The sequence below is a fragment of the Streptomyces sp. NPDC007205 genome, assembly GCF_040634095.1.
Taxonomy (GTDB): Bacteria; Actinomycetota; Actinomycetes; order Streptomycetales; family Streptomycetaceae; genus Streptomyces.
This window is the reverse complement of record NZ_JBEYEW010000001.1, coordinates 397,902-415,363: the sequence shown is the minus strand read 5'-3', so window position 1 is coordinate 415,363 and position 17,462 is coordinate 397,902. Positions and strand designations below refer to the sequence as shown.

Here is a 17,462-nt window from a genome sequence, read left to right as displayed (position 1 = left end):
GCGGTGGTCATCAGGCGGACTTCCGGATCTCGAGGAGGTCCGGGATCGGGGCGAGGTCTTCCAGCAGCTGCCCGGTGGCACCGTCGAGGTGCTGCTTGTCGGCGGCGGCGAGCCTGTCGACGGGGGTCCATTCGGTGCCGTGGTGGGCGGCGTCCAGGAGCTTCTGCAGGCGGGCGATGTCCGTGTCGACCGTCGGGAGCACCCGGGGTGCGCGGGTGGTGAGCAGCGGCTTGAGGACGGTGAGCAGTTCACGGGTGCCGGCGAGGTTGGCGTCGGCGGTGGCGAGGCCGGTGCCGCTGCCCTCGTCGGTGTCGCCGGTCAGCTCGAACTGGAGGGTGTTCTCCAGGATCTCGTGCGCGCGCAGCGGCAGGTCGCCGGGGTCGAAGTCCTGGCTCGGGAAGGCCGTGCGCAGCCCTGCGGCGTCGGCGGCGAGCTGCCGGGCGGGGGCGGTCAGGTCCTTGGCGGACTGTCCGTGCCACAGGCCGTACTCGATGCGCAGGAAGCCGGTGAAGTCCTCGTCCCGCTCGCCGTCCGGGAGCCCGTCGGCGCGGCCGTCGATCTTCTTGTCGTAGTCCTCGAAGGTGCCGTAGGCGGCGCCGAGGGAGGCGTAGGTGCGGTGGGCGGTGAGCCAGTCGGTGCGGGCCTTGTCCAGGTGCCCGTGCTCGATGTCGTCGTCGAGGGTGTGCGTCTGGGTGACGAGGGTGCTCAGGCCCTGCTCGACGTACGTCTTGTACGCCTTCAGGGGTGCGGCGAGGTCCTGCTCGGAGACGGGGACGACCGGCTTGCCCGCGCCGCCGCCGCTCACGGTGACCGACTCGGAGGTGACGGCCTTGCCGCCGGTCGGGACGCAGCGCCAGGCGTAGGTGCCGCCGGCGACGGTGGCGACGAGGTCACGGGTGGTGCCCGGGGCCAGGCCCTCGATCTCGCCGTAGACGGCGTTGCTGGACGGGTCGACCAGGTACACCTCGGAGGTCTTGCCGCCGGTGTTGTGCATCTGGAAGGTCTGCCGGCCCGGCTTGGGCGCGGTGAAGCCCTTGCCGCACTCGGTCTCGGAGACGGCGACCGTCTGGTCGCCGGCGGGCTTGGGGCGGGCGAGGACGACGACGAGTCCGGCGATCACGGCCGGTACGGCGACCACGGCGGCCGGCACCACCCAGGCCGGCCGGCGCCGCTCGGACCGGGCGGCCTCCGGCTCCCGCTCGGCGTGTTCCTTCGCCGGCTTCGGGGCCGTGGCCCGTACGCCGCGCACGAACAGGGTCATCACGACGGCCAGGTAGGCGACGTAGGCCACCACCTGCAGCCAGGTCATGGTCGGGGTGAGGTTGAGGACGCCCTGGACGAGGGTGCTGTACCAGGAGCCGGCGTCGACGCTGCTCGCGAGGTCGACCGCGTAGGCGGTCCTGCCGGGCAGCACGCCGCCCTCCTGGAGGTCGCGCAGGCCGTAGCCGAGGACGCCGGCGGCGATGACGATCAGGACGACGCCGGTGGCGGTGAAGAACTTCGTCAGGTTGATCTTCAGGACGCGCCGGTACAGGCCCCAGCACAGGCCCGCCGCGAGGACGAGGCCGATGCCGGCTCCGGTCAGCGGTCCTGCCGACTCGCCGGCCGCCTGCGCGGTGGTCCACAGGAACAGGGCCGTCTCCAGGCCCTCTCGGCCGACCGCGAGGAAGGAGGTGAGGATCAGCATGCCGGAGCCCATGGCGAGGGCGCCGGTCACCTTCTGCTTCAGCTCGCCGGAGAGGTTGCGGGCCGAGCGGCGCATCCAGAACACCATGGCGGTGACGAACGCGACGGCGATCACACTGAGGGTGCCGCCGAACGCCTCCTGGGCGGTCTGCGGCATGGACGCGGCGGTGAAGGTGAGCACCGCGCCGAAGCTCATCGCCACGGCGACGGCGGCCAGCACACCGGTCCACACCTGGGGCAGCCGGGAGCGCGCCTCGGCCCTCACCAGGGTGGCGACCAGGATGGAGACGATCAGTCCGGCTTCGAGTCCCTCCCTGAGTCCGATCAGGAAACTCGGAAACGCGTCGTCCCACATGCCCTGCTGCCCTCCCTGGCACTTAGTGAAGGCATACCTTACCTTCGCGGACCATCATGACGACGGCCGTGTAGTCAGCCGGTCATAAAGCGGCAATGGACAGGCAAAGGCCGGGGACTATCGCCACTCTCGGTTCGTCTGTAGCCCGGTACAACGTCTACAAATGTGTAGTCGTATCTTGTCGCAGTCGAAGGAAAGGGCGTACGGCGATGACCGCTTCCCCCCACCTGGCGTCGCAGCTCGCGGTCAACGTGCTCGACGCCCACTCCCTGCTCGCCGCCTTCGGCGTGCTCGGCGTCGGCGTGGTGCTCTTCGCGGAGACGGGCCTGCTGATCGGGTTCTTCCTGCCCGGAGACTCCCTCCTGTTCACGGCGGGGCTGCTCTGCACGGGAGCGTCCGACCAGGGGTTGCACCTGTCGCTCGGGCCGCTGCTCGTCGCGGCGGCCGTGGGCGCCCTGGCCGGTTCGCAGTGCGGATTCCTGCTCGGCCGTAAGGCGGGCGGCGCGCTGCTGGCCCGCAGCCGGTCGGCGAAGCTGCGCGAGGGCGCGCGCCGGGCCGAGGAACTGCTGGAGCGGTACGGCCACGCGAAGGCGATCGTGCTGGCCCGGTTCGTCCCGGTGGTGCGCACGGTGCTGAACCCGATGGCGGGCGCGCTCGGCGTCCCGGCGCGGACCTTCACTCTCTGGCAGGTGGCGGGCGGGCTCGTCTGGAGCCTCGGCCTGACGCTCGCCGGATACGCGCTCGGCTCCTCGGTCCCGAACATCGACAAGTACCTGCTGCCGGTGATCGCACTGATCGTCCTCGTGTCCCTGCTCCCGGTCGCCGCCGAGGTGCTGCGCTCCCGCAGGGCGGCCAAGGAGGAGGCTCGCGGATGACGTACGCCCTGTCGGGCTCGTCGGTCGACGGGTCGCTCTACACCGACGTGGTGGATCTCGCCCACCGCTCCCCCGCCTGGCTGGACGACACGGTCTCCGTCTGGTCGGCGTACGGTCTCGCGGTGTTCGCGCTGCTCATGGTGGTGGGCTGGTGGCGGGCCCGCCGGGACGGGGCGGCCGCGGCGCTGACGGCGTTCACGGTGCCGTTGGCGGTGGTGGTGGCGTTCGGGGTGAACAGCGCCGTCAAGCCGCTGGTGGCCGAGGACCGGCCGTGCCGCCGGCTGGCCTTCCGCACGCTGGAGGCGTGTCCCGCGCGGGGCGACTGGTCGTTCCCCAGCAACCACACCGCGATAGCGTTCGCCGCCGCGGTCGCCCTGTTCTTCGTCTCCCGGCGCCTGGGCACAGTGGCATCGGTGTGCGCGGTCGCCATGGCAGCCTCCCGGGTGTGGGTCGGGGTGCACTATCCGCACGACGTCGTCGCGGGGGCGGCGCTCGGCGGGCTGGCGGGTCACCTCGCGATGACCGTCCTGGGGCGGTGGCCGACGGGTCTCGCGGACCGGCTCTCGGGCACCTGGCTGCGTCCGCTGCTGGTGTCGGGACCGGCATGAGGCCCGGCAGGCTCGCGGACGCGGCCGGCACGGCGGCCCTCGGCGCCTGGATGGCGTTCGCGGTGCTGACCGCGCTGGTGGTGAGCCATCAGGGCGGCCCGCTGTATCCGGACCGGGCACTGCTGTCCTGGTCCGTCGGGCACCGCCCGCCGGGGGCGGTGGCCGTGGGGCGTGCGCTGACCGCCACCGGCACCGGGGCCGTGCCGTACGTCCTGGTGGTCCTGGCGGGGCTGATCGCGGGCCGCTCCGCGCGGCAGCGGCTGGTGACCGTGCCGCTCGGCGCCCTCTGCCTCGGCGCGGGCCAGGCGGTCCGGTACGGCGTGATGGACCTGGTCGCACGGGCCCGGCCGCCGAGCCGGGACTGGCGGACCCACGCCTCCGGCTGGTCGTTCCCCTCCGGTCACACCACCACGGCCGCCCTGACGGCCGGACTGCTGATCCTCGCCCTGTGCCTGCGCGCCCCGCGCGGCCGTATCCTCCTGTGTCCGCTGGTCGCCTGCTGGGGAGCGGGCGTCGGGCTGACCCGGGTCTACCTCGGTGTGCACTGGTTCACCGACGTGGTCGGCGGCTGGCTGTTCGCCGTCGGCTGGCTCGGCGTTCTCGTCTGCGCGGCGGCCCGGTGGCCGGCCGAGCGATACATCCCCCGTGCCCCCGAGCACGGCACGTCCCACCCGAGCGATACGGCCGACGGGCCGGTGGAGAGACATGCGCCCCAGGATCCTCATCGTCGAGGACGATCACGCCCTGCGTGACGTGCTCCGCCGTGGACTGCACGACGAGGAATTCGACACGGTCTGCGCCGGCGACGGCGCCACCGCCCTGCGGCTGGCGACACCGGACGTGTCCGCGGTCGTACTGGACGTCGGACTGCCCGACGCCGACGGCCGCGATGTCTGCCAGGCGATGCGCGCGGGCGGCTTCCTCGCCCCGGTCGTCTTCCTGACCGCGCGGCAGGGACTCACGGACCGGCTGTCGGGCTTCTCGGCCGGCGGCGACGACTATCTCCCCAAGCCCTTCCACCTAGCCGAGCTGGCCGCCCGGCTGCGCGCCGCCCTGCGCCGGACCGCTCCTGCCGCCTCCGCCGCCTCCGTCGCAGCGGGCGGACTGGTGCTGGACGCCGTCCGGCACGGCGCCACCGTGCACGGCAGGCGCATCGACCTCACCCCGACCGAGTTCCGGCTGCTGGCGGCGCTCACCGCGGCCGGCGGGGATCTGGTACGGCGCCGCGATCTGCTGCGCGCGGGCTGGCCCGAGGGAGCGCAGGTCAGCGACAACACGCTGGACCAGTACCTGACCCGGCTGCGCCGTAAGCTGCGCACGGCGGGAAGCGAACGGACGATCGCCACGGCACGCGGGATCGGCCACCGCCTGACATGACCTTCACCGACCACACCCGGCCGCTGCCCGGACCCGGGAGGCCGCCGCTGCCCCGCACCCGTCCTGCCGCCCTTCTCGCGCCCCGCACCCTGCGCGGCCGGCTCTCCCTGGTCGCGCTGACCACCGCCGCGCTGCTGATGGTGATCCTCACCGTGGTGTTCAACACGGTGGTCCGCCACCGCCTCCAGCGGGAGGCGGACGACGAGCTGCGCACCCGCGCCGCGGCCGTCGCCACGACGGTCGACACCCGCCACGGCCGGGTGCGGGTGCTGGAGACCTCCGGTGACCGGCTGCTGGACACCAACGCGTGGATCTACGCGGGCGGCCGGCTGCTGGAACAGCCTCCGTCCGGGGGCGGCGCGCTCACCCGCGCCGCCGGTGCCCTGGCCGGCCGCGGCCGACGGGGCTGTGCCGTGGTGCACGGCCCCGACACGGTACGGCTGTGCGCGGAGCCGGTACCCGGTGCCGGGTCGCGGGCCACCGTCGTCACGGCGCTGGACCTCGCGCCGTACCGGAACTCGGCCGAAACACTGCTGCTGGGCTCGTTCGCGCTGGACGCGGTGATGCTCGCCTGCACCTATGCGCTCACCCGGCTCGCGGTGGGGCGGGCGCTGCGTCCGGTGCGCGCGATGACGGAGCAGGCGACGCAGTGGAGTGCCGTGGGCTCCGAGGAGCGGTTCACGGGCCGCGGCCGGCCGGCCGAACTGGCCGCGCTCGGCGCCTCGTTGGACGCCCTGCTGGACCGGATCCGGGCGGTGCTGCGGCACGAGCGGCAGCTGACCGGCGAGCTGTCGCACGAGCTGCGCACCCCGCTCAGCCGGATCGTCGCCGAGCTGGACTGGTGGTGCTCCCGACCGCGGTCCGCCGCCGAGACCCGGGCCTCGCACGAGGTCATGGCCGAGGCCGCGCAGTCGATGCGCACCATCTGCGACACCCTGCTCGACGAAGCCCGCGAGGGGGTTCCGACGGCACCCGGCACCGCCGACGTACCGGCGGTGCTGCACCACCTGTCCGCAGCCCAGGACGCCCCGGATGCGGTGCGGATCGTCGTCGCGGGCGCACCCGCGCCGCTCACGGCCGGGGTCCAGCCCGCGCTTCTCGAACGGATGGTCAGCCCTCTGCTGGCCAACGCCGTGCGCTATGCCCGTACGACGGTCACGCTCACCGCGTGCCGGACGGACGCCGGTGTACGGATCGACGTCACCGACGACGGCCCGGGCGTGCCCGGCTCCTTCACGGACCAGCTGTTCCAGCCCGGCAGGCGGGCCGATCCCGGGGACGGGCACGGCGGGGCGGGCCTCGGGCTGCCGCTCGCGCGGCGCCTGGCCCGCTCCGCGGGCGGCGAGGTGTGCCACGACCCCGGGCACGGGACCGGGGCGCGGTTCGTGGTCACCGTGCCCGCCGGATGACCGCCGTCAGCGCGTCCGCCGGTCCGGCCCCTCGTCGGTGACGTCCTTGCGGGTCACGATCAGGAGCACAGCACCTTGATCACCCAGAAGTAGACGGTGACCTCGGGCACCTTGTTCCAGCGCGTGCGACGGCCCGGCGTGCCGGCGCCGGTGACGGCGACCGTGGTCGCAGAGGTCTCTGATGTAACGGGGAAGATGCGGCGGTTCAGGTCGGGTCCGCCGGTGGCCGAGTCGTCGTACAGCGCCTGGAGCGCGGCGAGGGCGGCCTCGCGGCGGGTGAGGCCGGGCCGGTACAGCTTCTCGGAGCCGCACCATGTCGACGGCGAAGGCGACGGCCGTGAAGTCGTCGGCGGGATGCACCTTCTCCAGGTCGCGCTGGGCGATGAGGTTGCCCATGGTGGCCCGGCGGTCGCCGGCTATGAGCGCACACCGTCGCGGTAGGTGAGGGCGGGCACGGTGGTGCCGTGCGGGAACCGGTCGGGGGCCATGCGTACGCCGTCGGGCAGCGAGCGCGCGGTGGGCAGCAGCCCGGGCCGGTGCGCGGCCAGGAACTCGGCGAAGGAAGACGTCCCCGGCGTGAAGAACGCCTCGCCCGGCAGCCCTGCGGTGTCGTTCCCCAGCATGTTCCTCCCCCTCGTGTGACGGCACGTGACATCGACTCCTGCCTGCGGCGGGCGCGCGGGAAACTCGCCGTGGCTCACAGGGCCTTGCGCCGCACCAGCACCCCCAGCACGCACAGTCCCGGCAGCAGCGGCAACCACGCGGTCAGCAGCCGGTAGCCGAGCACGGCGGAGGCGGCGGCCACCGTGGGGGCGCCGGAGACGGTGAGGGCGAGGGCGAGCGCCGCGTCGAGGGAACCCAGGCCGCCCGGGGTGGGCAGCAGTGCGGCGGCGCTGCTCGCGGCGAGGTACAGCAGGGCCACCTGAAGCGGGGGCAGCGGCAGTGCGACCGCCCGGGTGACGGCGATGAGGACCAGACAGTGCAGCGCGGCGAAGGCGAGGGAGCCGCCCCACAGGGCCGCGGCTCGTACGGGGCTGATGTGCACGGCACGGATGTCGGCCAGGACGGCCGACAGGCCCCGTCGGCAGCGTCCCCACCAGGGGCTCGCCGGCAGGGCCGCGAGCAGGACGAGGACGCCGACGGTGACGGCGAGGGCGGTGGGGCTGATGCGCAGCAGACGCAACAGGCGCAGCAGGCCCGGGCAGGCCGGGGTGAGCACGGCGATCAGCGCCAGGCGGCCGGTGGCCCCGGCGGTGGCCTTGACGACGAGGGCGCTGGCCGCGCGGCCCGCGGGCAGTCCGCAGCGCATCAGGAACCGCAGGTTGACCGCCCCCGCACCGAGCCCGGCGGGCAGCAGGTGTCCCGCGGCGGAGGCGGCGAACTGGGCGGCGACCAGCCGGCCTCGGGGCAGCCGGCGTACGACCGCGCCCTGCTGGGCGAGTGCCGAGGCCGCCCAGGTTCCGACGGCCGCCGCCGCACCGGCCAGCAGCCAGCCCCGGTCGGCGCCGGCCAGCCGCCAGGCCCCGTTCTCGAGTGCGGGCCAGTGCCGGCGGACCAGGTACAGCCCGCCGAGCAGGACGGCGAGCAGCACGCCCGCGTGCCAGCAGGCGCGACGCCGGCCGAAGGAGACGGCGAGGTGCGCCGGTGAGGTCATCGGCCGCTCTCCGGCACGGTGAAGTACAGACGCCCGCCGTCGAAGGGCTCGGCCGGCCAGTCGCGGGCGTACCCGGGCGGCCCGGAGCCGGCGGGCACCAGTGCGGCGACCGGGATCCTCCGGGCGGTGCCGGCGATGCCGTTCTCGGTGGTGTTGGCGTTGTGCCCGCTCGTCGCGGCCGAGGCGCAGCCGGCGTAGAACGCGATCGGAATGGCCTCGTTCCCGGTGAGCAGACAGGGCGGGCGGACACCGAGCCGGTGCAGAGCGGCGGCCGTGCGGGACCAGCCGCGGTGCTGCGCGGTGGTGGTGTCCACCGTGTGCGCCAGGACGGCCAGTTGCACGGTGAGGTGGACGGCGAGCCCCAGGGCGACAAGCGTGGCGACGACCGGACGCCAGGGCCGGCGCGGTGCGCTGACCAGGTGGGCCAGAGCGTCGGCGACCGGCAGCGCCAGCATGGCGTAGGCGGGCAGCAGGAAGCGCGGGGCCGCGTAGTCGATGAGGAACAGGTAGGGGAACGCGGCGGTCGCCGCACAGGCGAACGGCAGCAGCGTGGCCGCCGTACGCCGGGCGCGGACGGCGACGGTGAGCCCGAGCACGGCGAGCAGGGGCAGGACGAACCACCAGACGACGACCACCGGGTGGGGCAGGTCGCCGGTGCAGGGCCGGCACAGGGTCCGGCCGCCGAGGCTGCGCAGCTGGTCGATGACGGCGAAGTGCGCCCCCAGGCCGCCCTGGATCGCCGAGGCGTCGGCCAGGCGGCGCAGCAGGCCGCCGTAGCCGACATAGGCCTCGATGATCCACTCGGCGGCACCGGCCGCGAGTCCGGCGAGCAGTACCGCGAGTGGCCGCCAGTGGCGGCGGGCGAGGCCGAGGGCGAGCAGCGGCAGCACCGCCCAGACGGCGTCCATGGGCCGCATCCAGGCCATGAGCGCGGCACTCGCCGCCAGGCCCCAGTACGGGGAACGCCCCTGGCCCGCGCGGGCACGCAGGAAGCAGGCGACGGCGGCCAGGGCACCCACGGCCACCCAGTAGTTGGGCATGGCCTGCGGGCCGTAGAACAGGGTCACCCACAGGGAGGCGAACAGGGCGCCGGCGAGGGCGAGGACGCGGGCCGGGAACAGGCCGCGCCAGGCGCGCAGGGCCAGGAACAGCGCGAGCCCGGACAGCACCGCGAGGTAGATCCGCAGCAGGGGCGTCGAGGACGACCAGGAGGCGACGGGCGCGACGAGCAGGGAGACACCCCGGGCGCGGGGTGCGCTGAAGAAGGCAGCGGGGGCGTGTGCGCCGACCTGGCTGACGTAGACCGTCTCGTCCCAGCCGAGGCCCATACCGGGCCGGACGAGGAGCAGTTGGGCCAGGGTGAAGGCCGCCGCCACGGCCGCGAGCGCACCCGTGCACCGCGTCCGCCGGGCGCCGCCGGACGTACGGTGCGAGCGCTCGCGCCGCAGCCCCCCGAGTGTGGCGTGCGCGCTGCCGGCCATCTTCACCCCTGTCCCTCGGCGTGCGGAACTCTGTCACTCCGCAGGGAAAACACCGCCAAACTATCCCAAAACCGAGGGGTAAGCCGGGCAGACGACGCCATCCGGCCGACGGCACTACGCGCTGTAAGGTTGGGGCATGGCTGGCACAGGGTCCCGCGGCAGGGCGGAGCGGCGCAGCGCCGGTGCGCTGGAGAACGAGGTGCTCGCCGCGCTCTGGGCCACCGAGCGGCCGTTGACCCCGGCGGAGATCCAGGCCGGGATCGACGGCGCACTCGCCTACAACACCGTGCACACGATCCTCAAACGCCTCTACGACAAGGGGCTGGTGCTGCGGGACGCCGACGGGCGGCGCGGCGCGTACCGTCCGGCGAAGAACGCGGCCGAGCTGACCGCCGAGGCGATGCACGAGGCCCTGGACCGGGGCCCGGACCCGATCGCCGCGCTCCGGCAGTTCGTCACCGGCCTGAGTCCCGAGGAGGAGCGGGCGCTGCGCGAGCTGCTCGCCGGAGGCGGCGTCTGACGTTCGACGGGTACGGCCCGCCGGTGCTGTCCCTGCGGGTCGCTCCCGCGCGCGCCGCGCGTGCTCCCCGCGAGGACGGGCGCCCGCTCACCGACCGGGTGCCCGAGGCGATCGGGCTCGCCGCGTGTCTCGCGCCGGTGCCGATCGCCCTCTGCTGCGGCGGGCCGCACGCCCGCACCGCGCACCCGGCGGGCGAGCCGATCGCCGACGCCGCCGAAAAAGGCGTTCGCGATCCCGGGCCGTTCGGACCGCTGGTGACGGCGGCCAACCCGCTGCCGGATGGGGTGAGTTCGGCCATCACCCTGCTCGGGGAGCGTGGGGCGTCGAGCGCCTGGCTCAGCCCCCGTTCGGGGCGCGATGCGGCGGCTGCTCCGGCGTCGGGCGGCGGACCACCGGTGGTACGGCCCGCACCGCCGGCCCGTCCGTGCTCACGGTGAGCGGCTCGCCATGATGCCGCAGGCTCAACGGCGGCCCGTCCAGCAGCGCGTACGTCGCCTTGTCCGCGCCGATCTCCACCCGCAGCCGCCGGCCGCGGAACTCCACGTTGAAGGCGAGCCGGCTCAGCCGCTCGGGCAGGCGCGGCGCGAACCGCAGCCGCTCGCCGTCGCGCCGCATCCCGCCGAAACCCGCCACCAGCGCCATCCAGGTACCGGCGAGCGAGGCGATGTGCAGCCCGTCACGGGTGTTGTGCTCCAGGTCCTGCAGATCCATCAGCGCCGCCTCGCTGGTGTAGGCGTAGGCGAGGTCCAGATGGCCCACCTGGGCGGCGATGACAGCCTGGCAGCAGGCCGACAGGGACGAGTCCCGGACGGTCAGCGGCTCGTAGTAGGCGAAGTTCCGGGCGACCTGCTCCGCGCCCTCCGCGCCGTCCTCCCCGTACTCCTTCTCGAAGAAGTCGCCGCACGTGTACAGGGCCAGGATCAGGTCGGCCTGCTTGACGACCTGCTTGCGGTAGAGGTCGAAGTAGGGGAAGTGCAGCAGCAGCGGGTACTGGTCGGCGCGGGTGCCGGCGAAGTCCCAGCGCTGGTAGCGGGTGAACCCGGCGTGCTGTTCATGGACGCGCAGTTCGTCGTTGTACGGGATGTGCATGGCCTCCGCGGCATCCCGCCAGGACGCGGTCTCCTCCTCGTCCACGCCGAGCCGGGCCGCCTCGCGCGGGTGCCGTTCGGCGGCGTCGGCCGCGGCGAGCAGGTTCTGCCGGGCCATGAGGTTGGTGTACGTGTTGTCGTCGGCGACCGCGCTGTACTCGTCGGGGCCGGTGACGCCGTCGACGTGGAAGACGCCGCGGGTGTCGTGGTGGCCCAGCGAACGCCACAGCCGGGCCGTCTCCACCAGCAGCTCCACGCCCACCTCGCGCTCGAAGACGGTGTCGCCGGTGGCCTCGGCGTAGCGGACCACGGCGTCGGCTATGCCGGCGTTCACATGGAAGGCGGCGGTGCCGGCCGGCCAGTACGCCGAGCCCTCCGGTCCCGCGATGGTCCGCCAGGGGAACGCGGCGCCGCCGAGGCCCAGTTGGGCGGCGCGCTCACGGGCCTCGTCGAGGGTGTTGTACCGCCAGCGCAGCGCCTCGGCGACGGCCGCGGGTGCGGTGTGGATGAGCACTGGCAGCACGAACATCTCGGTGTCCCAGAAGGCGTGCCCGTCGTAGCCGGAGCCGGTCAGGCCTTTGGCGGGTATCGCGCGCTGCTCGGCGCGCGCCCCTGCCTGCAGCACGTGGAACAGCGCGAAGCGGACGGCCTGCTGGACCTCCCCGTCGCCCTCCACCTCGACGTCGGCGCGGGCCCAGAAGTCGTCCAGGCAGGCCCGCTGGTCCGCCAGCAGGCCCTGCCAGCCGTCGTGCGCGGCGGCGGCGAGCGCGGCGTCGACCTGGTCGGCCATCGCGGGCAGCGAACGGGCGCCGGACCAGCCGTGGGCGACCAGCTTCTCGACCCGCAGCGTCTGCCCGGGTTCCAGCACCGAGGTGACGGTCAGCCGGGCCACGTCGCCGCCGCTCTCACTGCGGGTGGTGGTGCGCTCCGGGCCGCTGACGACGTGGTCGGCGGCCACGGCCACCCTCAGGCCGCTGCGCCGGGTGCGGTGCACCAGCCGCAGCCGGCTGCCGGAGGCGAAGTGGTCCTCCTGCTCCAGCGGCGACTGCAGCGCCATGGCCGCGCGCGGGTCGCCGTCGGACTCGGGCAGGGACTCGTTGGCGACCAGCTCGGACTGGATCACCACCCGGCTGCGGCCGCCGACGGCCTCCACCTCATAGGCGATCGCGGCCACCGCGCGCTGGGTCAGCGACACCAGCCGGGTCGAGCGGACCCGGACCGTGGAGCCCGCCGGGGAGGTCCACTCGCAGGTCCGCTCCAGGACCCCGCGGCGCAGGTCGAGGACCCGCTCGTGGGCGACGAGCCGGCCGTAGCGCAGGTCGAACGGTTCGTCGTCCACGAGCAGCCGGACGATCTTGCCGTTGGTGACGTTGATGACCGTCTGGCCCGACTCCGGATAGCCGTAGCCCGCCTCCGCGTACGGCAGCGGATGCACCTCGTGGACACCGTTGAGGTAGCTGCCGGGCAGGCCGTGCGGTTCCCCCTCGTCGAGGTTGCCGCGCCAGCCGACATGGCCGTTGGCCAGTGCGAACACCGACTCGCTCTGGGCGAGGACGCCGAGGTCGAGGGCGGTCTCGCGGACGGCCCACGGCTCGACGGCGTACGACCGGTCGGTGATCACTGCTTGCCTCCCAGCTCGGCGAGATCCTTGACGACGACGCTCGCGCCGTGGGCGTACAGCGCGTCGGTCTGCCCGACCCGGTCCACGCCGACGACGTATCCGAAGCCGCCCGCGCGGCCCGCGTCCATGCCGGCCAGGGCGTCCTCGAAGACGGCCGCGTGCTGCGGCTCGACGCCCAGGTCGTGGGCGGCGGCGAGGAAGGTGTCGGGGTGCGGCTTGCCCGGCAGATGCCGTTCGGCGGCGACCACGCCGTCGATCCGTACGTCGAAGAAGTGCTCGGCGCCGACGGACCGCAGCACGTCCTGGCAGTTGGCGCTGGAGGAGACGATCGCCGTGCGCAGCCCCCCGGCGCGGACCGCCGCCAGATAGCGCAGGGTGCCCTCGTAGGCCTCGACGCCGCCGGTGCGGATCTTCTCCAGCAACAGGCCGTTCTTGCGGTTGCCGAGGCCGTGCACGGTGCGCGTGTCCGGTGGGTCCCCGGGGGTGCCCTCGGGCAGGTGGATGCCGCGCGAGTCGAGGAAGGCGCGGACGCCGTCGGCGCGGGGGCGGCCGTCGACGTACTCGTCGTAGTCGGTGACCGGGTCGAAGGGCCGCCCCCGCTCCCCCTCGTAGTCCCGCAGGAACGCGTCGAACGTCTCCTTCCAGGCGGCGGCGTGCACGACGGCGGTCTTGGTGACGACCCCGTCGAGGTCGAAGAGACAGGCCTGGATTCCGTCGGGAAGACCGAGCTGAGTCATACCCTGCACTGTTCCCCATGGGGCGCCGTCCAGTGAGTGGCGCACGCCACACAGTGCGCGAACTCCTGGTGACACACTCTGCTGTGTGCCGCTGACCTTCGACGATCTCCTCGCCCGTGCCCGCGCACTCCCCCGGGACGGCCGGCGCGCCCTGCTCGGCATCGCGGGCAGCCCCGGTTCGGGCAAGACCACCCTCGCCGAGCATCTGGTGCGCGCCCTGAACGCCGACGGGCCGCCGTACGCGGCGCATGTCCCCATGGACGGCTTCCACCTCGCCGACGCCGAGCTGGACCGGCTCGGCCGCCGGGCTCGCAAGGGGGCGCCGGACACGTTCGACGCGGCCGGGTACGCGGCGCTGTTGCGGCGGCTGCGGGAGGACGCCGACGACGTGGTGTACGCGCCCGGTTTCGAGCGGGTGCTGGAGCAGCCGATCGCGGGCGCCATCCCGGTGCCGCCGACGGCCCGGCTGGTGGTGACCGAGGGGAACTACCTTCTGCTGACGGAGGGTTCCTGGGCGCGGGTACGGCCGTGTCTGGACGAGGTGTGGTTCTGCGAGACGGACGAGGACGAGCGGATCCGCCGACTGGTCGCACGGCACGAGGAGTTCGGCAAGGACCACGAGACGGCCGTGGCCTGGGTACGGGCCACGGACCAGCGCAACGCCGAGCTGGTGGCGACGACGCGGGGGCGGGCGGACTTGGTGGTACCGCTCGCCTGAGCGCCTCCGGAGGGCGCGTCTCCGTGCCTCGTGCGCCCCGCGTTCCTGGATATTCAGGTCACACCAACGCCTTCCGTCACCGAGGTGAACTTCGGCCGGCTGCGGGCCGTACCCGTGTACACGGCAGAACGTCTGTCGGTACGACTGGTGGAGCGGTGACGCCTGCGGCGGCGGGAGCGGTGCGACAGTAGGGCCATGATCCGGCCCGCTGCCGTTCCCGCCACCCCTCGGCCGGTGCCACCGCGGGGCGGATGATGGCGCACACACAGCACCTGGTTCTCACCCGGGAAGCCCCGGCCGAGGGGTCGTCCCAGCCGTCCCCCGGCCGCCCGTACGCCCGGCTGCGCCGCCACCGGCGGTGGCTGGTGCCGCTGCTGGCCGCGCTGCTGCTCGCGCAGATGGCCGCGGCGATGGTCACCACGGCCGTCCAGCAGACCCCGACGATCGACGAGCCGGTGTACGTCGCGACGGCCACCGACTATCTGCGTGAGCACCGGATCCGCTACAACCCCGAGCATCCGCCGCTCGGCAAGCTGCTGATCGCGGCCGGTGTGGCGGTGGCCGGCCCGCACTACGACCCGTCGTACACCGGCACCCAAGGGGACGTGGGCCGGCATCTGCTGTACGAGTCCGGCAACGACCCCTGGCGGCTGATGCTCTGGTCCCGGCTGCCGGTGATCGTGCTGACGCTGCTGTTCGGGCTGGTCGTGTTCGCGTTCGCCCGTGAGCTGACGGGCACGGCGGGCGGTGTGGTGGCGCTCGCGCTGTACGCCTTCTCACCGGACCTGATCGCGCACGGCTCGCTGGCCACGCTGGACGTGCCGATGGCCGGGTTCGTCCTGACGTCGGTCTGGCTGGTGTGGCGGGCCCGGCGGCGGCCCCTGCCGTACCTGCCGCTCGCCGGCGCGGCGCTCGGTGCGGCCGTCGCCACCAAGATGAGCGCACTGCTGGCGGTACCGGTGGTGATGGGCCTGGCCGCGCTGTCCACCCTCGCCGCGGGCCGGAGCCGCGAGGTGTCGCCGAGGGGTGGACCGGGGGCGAGCAGGGGCCCGGGACGCGGTGTGCGGTCCGCGCTCGCGGCAGCACGCGAGGCTCGCCGGCGCACCTCCCCGCGCCGCCGGGAGGAGGGAGCCGAGGTCCCGCTCGTGCTTGCGGGGCCGGGCGGCGGGCGGTGCCGGAAAGCGCTGTCCGCGATCGCGGGCGGGCGGTATCGGAGAGCGCCCTGGGCGATCTCCGGCGGGCGGCGGCGGAAAGCGCTGTCCGCGCTCGCCGGGGCGGGTGTCGTGCTGCTGGTGGCGGTCGGTGTCGTCTGGGCCGCGTATCTGGCCGTCGATCCGCGTCTGCGGTTCACGCCCGCCGAGCCCGTACCGGTCGTGCACGGGCTGCGCGGGCGTCTGGTGGACCTGCTGCCGGTGCCGGGCGCGTACCGGGCGGGGATGCGGGTGCAGTTCGGGCTGGAGTACCAGCCGTGGCAGGGCTATCTGTTCGGGCACCTGTACACCGGCGCGCTCTGGTACTACCTGCCGGCCGCCCTGCTGGTGAAGACGCCGCTCGGGCTGCTGGCGCTGGGCGTGGCCGGAGCCGTGACGGTCGTGGCACTGCGGCGGCTGCGGCCCTCCGCGCCGTATCTGCTGCTGCCGCCCGGGGTGTTGCTCTCGGCGGCCATGACGGGGTCGCGGGACTTCGGCACGAGGTACGCGCTGTTCGTACCGGTGTTCCTCGCGGTGGCGGCGGCCTGTCTGCCGCGGCCCGGCCGGCGGTGGACGGCAGCCGCGACAGCCGCGCTGGCGCTGTTCACGGCCGTGAGTTCGGCGCGGACGTTCCCGTACTACCTGCCGTACTCCAACGAGGCGTTCGGCGGCCCGGCGAACACCCATCGGCTGCTGCACGACTCCAACGTCGACTGGGGACAGGATCTGGGCCGGCTCGCCGAGCGGCTCCGGCAGCGGCATCCGGGCGAGCGGGTGTGGCTGGTGTACAAGGGCAGCGGTGTGCCGTCGTACTACGGCATCCACGCCGCCGATCCGCGCACCGTAGCGCCGCAGCGGGTGCACGGGCTGCTGGTGGTGTCGGACTCCGCGCTCGCCAAGGCGCGCGGACGGCTCGCCGAGCTGGTCGCAAGCAGCAGGCCGGCCGGTGAGGTGGGGCATTCGATCAGCCTCTTCCGGCGCTGAAACCTCCTGCTCAAGCCCCTGTTCACCACGGTCGGTGAGCTATGTTGAGTGCTTGTGGCAGACAAAGGAGGCGGACCGGTGCCCTCGCCGCAGCAGGCCCGCGCGCAGGCGTCAGCGATCACCTCGGGCAAGGCCGTGCCCGAGACCGAGGCCGCACCGACCTCCCGGTTGCGGGAACTGTTCGACGGCCCGCGTCTGTCGCCGGGGCAGCGGCGCATCGCCCAGTACCTGATCGAGCACATCACCGAGGCCGCGTTCCTGTCCATCACCGAGCTGGCCGACCGGGTCGGGGTCAGCCAGCCCTCCGTCACCCGCTTCGCCGCCGCCGTCGGCTTCAGCGGTTATCCCGCGCTGCGCGAGAAGCTTCAGGCGATCGCGCTGAGCACCCTGGCCGGCGGGCCGGGCGAGGAGGACCGGGCCAACGAACTGCAGGCGGCCGTCGACGCCGAGATCGAGAACCTGGAGAACCTGCGGCGGGACTTCGCCGACCCGGACCGGGTCATCCGGGTCGGCCGCGAACTGTCCCGCTCCACCCCGCTGACCGTGCTGGGCCTGCGTATCTCGGAGTCGCTGGCCGAGTACTTCGGTTACGCCGCCCGCCGGATCCACCCCGACGTGCGGCTGGTCACCCGGGGCGGCAGCGTGGCCTACGACGCGCTGCTGCAGTGCCGCGAGGCCGGCGGCACCTGGGTGCTGGCCTTCGCCATGCCCCGGCACTCCCAGGAGACGCTCCAGGCGGTCCGCGTGGCGCGCGGCGCCGGTCTGAAGGTCGCCCTGGTGACCGACCTGGCGCTCGGACCGCTGGCCGACGAGGCCGACGTCACCTTCGCCACCGGCACCGGCTCCCGGCTGGTGTTCGACTCCTACGCCGCGCCGGGCATGATGGCGGCCGCACTGCTGCAGGCCATGACCGACGCCGACCCGGAGCGCACCCAGGCCCGCCTGGAGAAGTACGAGCAGCTCTCCGACCAGCACCAGTTCTTCATGAAGGACTGACCCCGGCAGTTCGTGCGCCCGTGCGCCGGATGCGGTGAAGATCCTGCGGTCCTCCTGCCATGGACGGGGATCTTCCACGACAAATCACGCATGAATGTTTTCATACGTCTTGCAAAGCGAACGGCATATATAAATACTTCACCAGCGGACTCACCGCTTGCCC

General features: G+C 73.7%; 14 protein-coding genes and 1 pseudogene. 9 read left to right on the top strand and 6 right to left on the bottom strand.

Annotated features, from left to right (window positions below):
- Positions 1–10: 10 nt before the first annotated feature.
- Positions 11–2,041 (bottom strand): iron uptake transporter permease EfeU, encoded by a 2,031-nt coding sequence (efeU, locus tag ABZ624_RS01880; RefSeq protein WP_360081607.1) that lies wholly within the window; start codon positions 2,039–2,041, stop codon positions 11–13.
- Between the two features lie 209 nt (positions 2,042–2,250).
- On the opposite strand from efeU, the gene ABZ624_RS01875 reads away from it, so the two are divergent.
- From ABZ624_RS01875 to ABZ624_RS01855, 5 genes are read left to right on the top strand one after another with little or no spacing between them, the layout of a single operon-like run.
- On the top strand, positions 2,251–2,916 hold the full coding sequence (locus ABZ624_RS01875) for a DedA family protein (RefSeq protein ID WP_360081606.1): 666 nt from the start codon (positions 2,251–2,253) through the stop codon (positions 2,914–2,916).
- On the top strand, positions 2,913–3,524 hold the full coding sequence (locus ABZ624_RS01870; protein ID WP_360081605.1) for a phosphatase PAP2 family protein: 612 nt from the start codon (positions 2,913–2,915) through the stop codon (positions 3,522–3,524). Before ABZ624_RS01875 ends, ABZ624_RS01870 begins: the two co-directional genes overlap by 4 nt.
- Positions 3,521–4,276 carry a phosphatase PAP2 family protein gene (locus ABZ624_RS01865; protein WP_360081604.1) on the top strand — a complete coding sequence of 252 codons (756 nt, stop codon included), beginning with the start codon at positions 3,521–3,523 and terminating at the stop codon, positions 4,274–4,276. The genes ABZ624_RS01870 and ABZ624_RS01865 overlap by 4 nt, the downstream gene beginning before the upstream one ends.
- Positions 4,230–4,901 (top strand): response regulator transcription factor, encoded by a 672-nt coding sequence (locus tag ABZ624_RS01860; RefSeq protein ID WP_360081603.1) that lies wholly within the window; start codon positions 4,230–4,232, stop codon positions 4,899–4,901. The genes ABZ624_RS01865 and ABZ624_RS01860 overlap by 47 nt, the downstream gene beginning before the upstream one ends.
- The gene (locus ABZ624_RS01855; protein ID WP_360081602.1) at positions 4,898–6,310 is read left to right on the top strand and encodes a HAMP domain-containing sensor histidine kinase; all 1,413 of its coding nucleotides are present in this window, start codon (positions 4,898–4,900) and stop codon (positions 6,308–6,310) included. Before ABZ624_RS01860 ends, ABZ624_RS01855 begins: the two co-directional genes overlap by 4 nt.
- A 179-nt stretch (positions 6,311–6,489) precedes the next feature.
- Here the strand turns inward: ABZ624_RS01855 and ABZ624_RS01850 are convergent.
- The 3 genes and pseudogenes from ABZ624_RS01850 to ABZ624_RS01840 all read right to left on the bottom strand — a co-directional run.
- Positions 6,490–6,933: pseudogene (locus ABZ624_RS01850) on the bottom strand (hypothetical protein); the annotation flags it as partial.
- Between the two features lie 74 nt (positions 6,934–7,007).
- The gene (locus ABZ624_RS01845) at positions 7,008–7,964 is read right to left on the bottom strand and encodes a lysylphosphatidylglycerol synthase domain-containing protein (protein WP_360081601.1); all 957 of its coding nucleotides are present in this window, start codon (positions 7,962–7,964) and stop codon (positions 7,008–7,010) included.
- Positions 7,961–9,445 carry a hypothetical protein gene (locus tag ABZ624_RS01840; RefSeq protein ID WP_360081600.1) on the bottom strand — a complete coding sequence of 495 codons (1,485 nt, stop codon included), beginning with the start codon at positions 9,443–9,445 and terminating at the stop codon, positions 7,961–7,963. The genes ABZ624_RS01845 and ABZ624_RS01840 overlap by 4 nt, the downstream gene beginning before the upstream one ends.
- A 136-nt stretch (positions 9,446–9,581) precedes the next feature.
- On the opposite strand from ABZ624_RS01840, the gene ABZ624_RS01835 reads away from it, so the two are divergent.
- On the top strand, positions 9,582–9,965 hold the full coding sequence (locus ABZ624_RS01835; RefSeq protein ID WP_360081599.1) for a BlaI/MecI/CopY family transcriptional regulator: 384 nt from the start codon (positions 9,582–9,584) through the stop codon (positions 9,963–9,965).
- A gap of 336 nt (positions 9,966–10,301) precedes the next feature.
- Here ABZ624_RS01835 and ABZ624_RS01830 read toward each other — a convergent pair whose 3' ends face one another.
- Complete coding sequence (locus ABZ624_RS01830; protein ID WP_360081598.1) at positions 10,302–12,674, bottom strand: glycosyl hydrolase family 65 protein; 2,373 nt, start codon at positions 12,672–12,674, stop codon at positions 10,302–10,304.
- Positions 12,671–13,411, bottom strand: coding sequence for a beta-phosphoglucomutase family hydrolase (locus ABZ624_RS01825; protein WP_360081597.1), 741 nt, complete (start codon positions 13,409–13,411; stop codon positions 12,671–12,673). Before ABZ624_RS01825 ends, ABZ624_RS01830 begins: the two co-directional genes overlap by 4 nt.
- 85 nt (positions 13,412–13,496) lie before the next feature.
- Between ABZ624_RS01825 and ABZ624_RS01820 the strand changes: the two genes are divergently transcribed.
- The 3 genes from ABZ624_RS01820 (at position 13,497) to ABZ624_RS01810 (ending at position 17,299) form a co-directional block, all read left to right on the top strand.
- The gene (locus ABZ624_RS01820) at positions 13,497–14,129 is read left to right on the top strand and encodes a nucleoside/nucleotide kinase family protein (protein ID WP_360081596.1); all 633 of its coding nucleotides are present in this window, start codon (positions 13,497–13,499) and stop codon (positions 14,127–14,129) included.
- Between the two features lie 251 nt (positions 14,130–14,380).
- The gene (locus ABZ624_RS01815) at positions 14,381–16,303 is read left to right on the top strand and encodes a phospholipid carrier-dependent glycosyltransferase (RefSeq protein ID WP_360081595.1); all 1,923 of its coding nucleotides are present in this window, start codon (positions 14,381–14,383) and stop codon (positions 16,301–16,303) included.
- 78 nt (positions 16,304–16,381) lie between these two features.
- Entirely contained in the window at positions 16,382–17,299 is a 918-nt protein-coding gene (locus ABZ624_RS01810; RefSeq protein WP_360081594.1) for a MurR/RpiR family transcriptional regulator, read from the top strand.
- Positions 17,300–17,462: the final 163 nt, after the last annotated feature.

What these genes read in the sequence shown, in the direction of transcription:
- ABZ624_RS01870 (WP_360081605.1), top strand. Translation starts at nt 2,913, where the DNA reads ATGACGTACGCCCTGTCGGGCTCGTCGGTCGACGGGTCGCTCTACACC.
- ABZ624_RS01815 (WP_360081595.1), top strand. Translation starts at nt 14,381, where the DNA reads ATGATGGCGCACACACAGCACCTGGTTCTCACCCGGGAAGCCCCGGCC.
- ABZ624_RS01840 (WP_360081600.1), bottom strand. Translation starts at nt 9,445, where the DNA reads ATGGCCGGCAGCGCGCACGCCACACTCGGGGGGCTGCGGCGCGAGCGC.
- ABZ624_RS01865 (WP_360081604.1), top strand. Translation starts at nt 3,521, where the DNA reads ATGAGGCCCGGCAGGCTCGCGGACGCGGCCGGCACGGCGGCCCTCGGC.
- ABZ624_RS01875 (WP_360081606.1), top strand. Translation starts at nt 2,251, where the DNA reads ATGACCGCTTCCCCCCACCTGGCGTCGCAGCTCGCGGTCAACGTGCTC.
- efeU (WP_360081607.1), bottom strand. Translation starts at nt 2,041, where the DNA reads ATGTGGGACGACGCGTTTCCGAGTTTCCTGATCGGACTCAGGGAGGGA.
- ABZ624_RS01835 (WP_360081599.1), top strand. Translation starts at nt 9,582, where the DNA reads ATGGCTGGCACAGGGTCCCGCGGCAGGGCGGAGCGGCGCAGCGCCGGT.
- ABZ624_RS01855 (WP_360081602.1), top strand. Translation starts at nt 4,898, where the DNA reads ATGACCTTCACCGACCACACCCGGCCGCTGCCCGGACCCGGGAGGCCG.
- ABZ624_RS01825 (WP_360081597.1), bottom strand. Translation starts at nt 13,411, where the DNA reads ATGACTCAGCTCGGTCTTCCCGACGGAATCCAGGCCTGTCTCTTCGAC.
- ABZ624_RS01860 (WP_360081603.1), top strand. Translation starts at nt 4,230, where the DNA reads ATGCGCCCCAGGATCCTCATCGTCGAGGACGATCACGCCCTGCGTGAC.
- ABZ624_RS01845 (WP_360081601.1), bottom strand. Translation starts at nt 7,964, where the DNA reads ATGACCTCACCGGCGCACCTCGCCGTCTCCTTCGGCCGGCGTCGCGCC.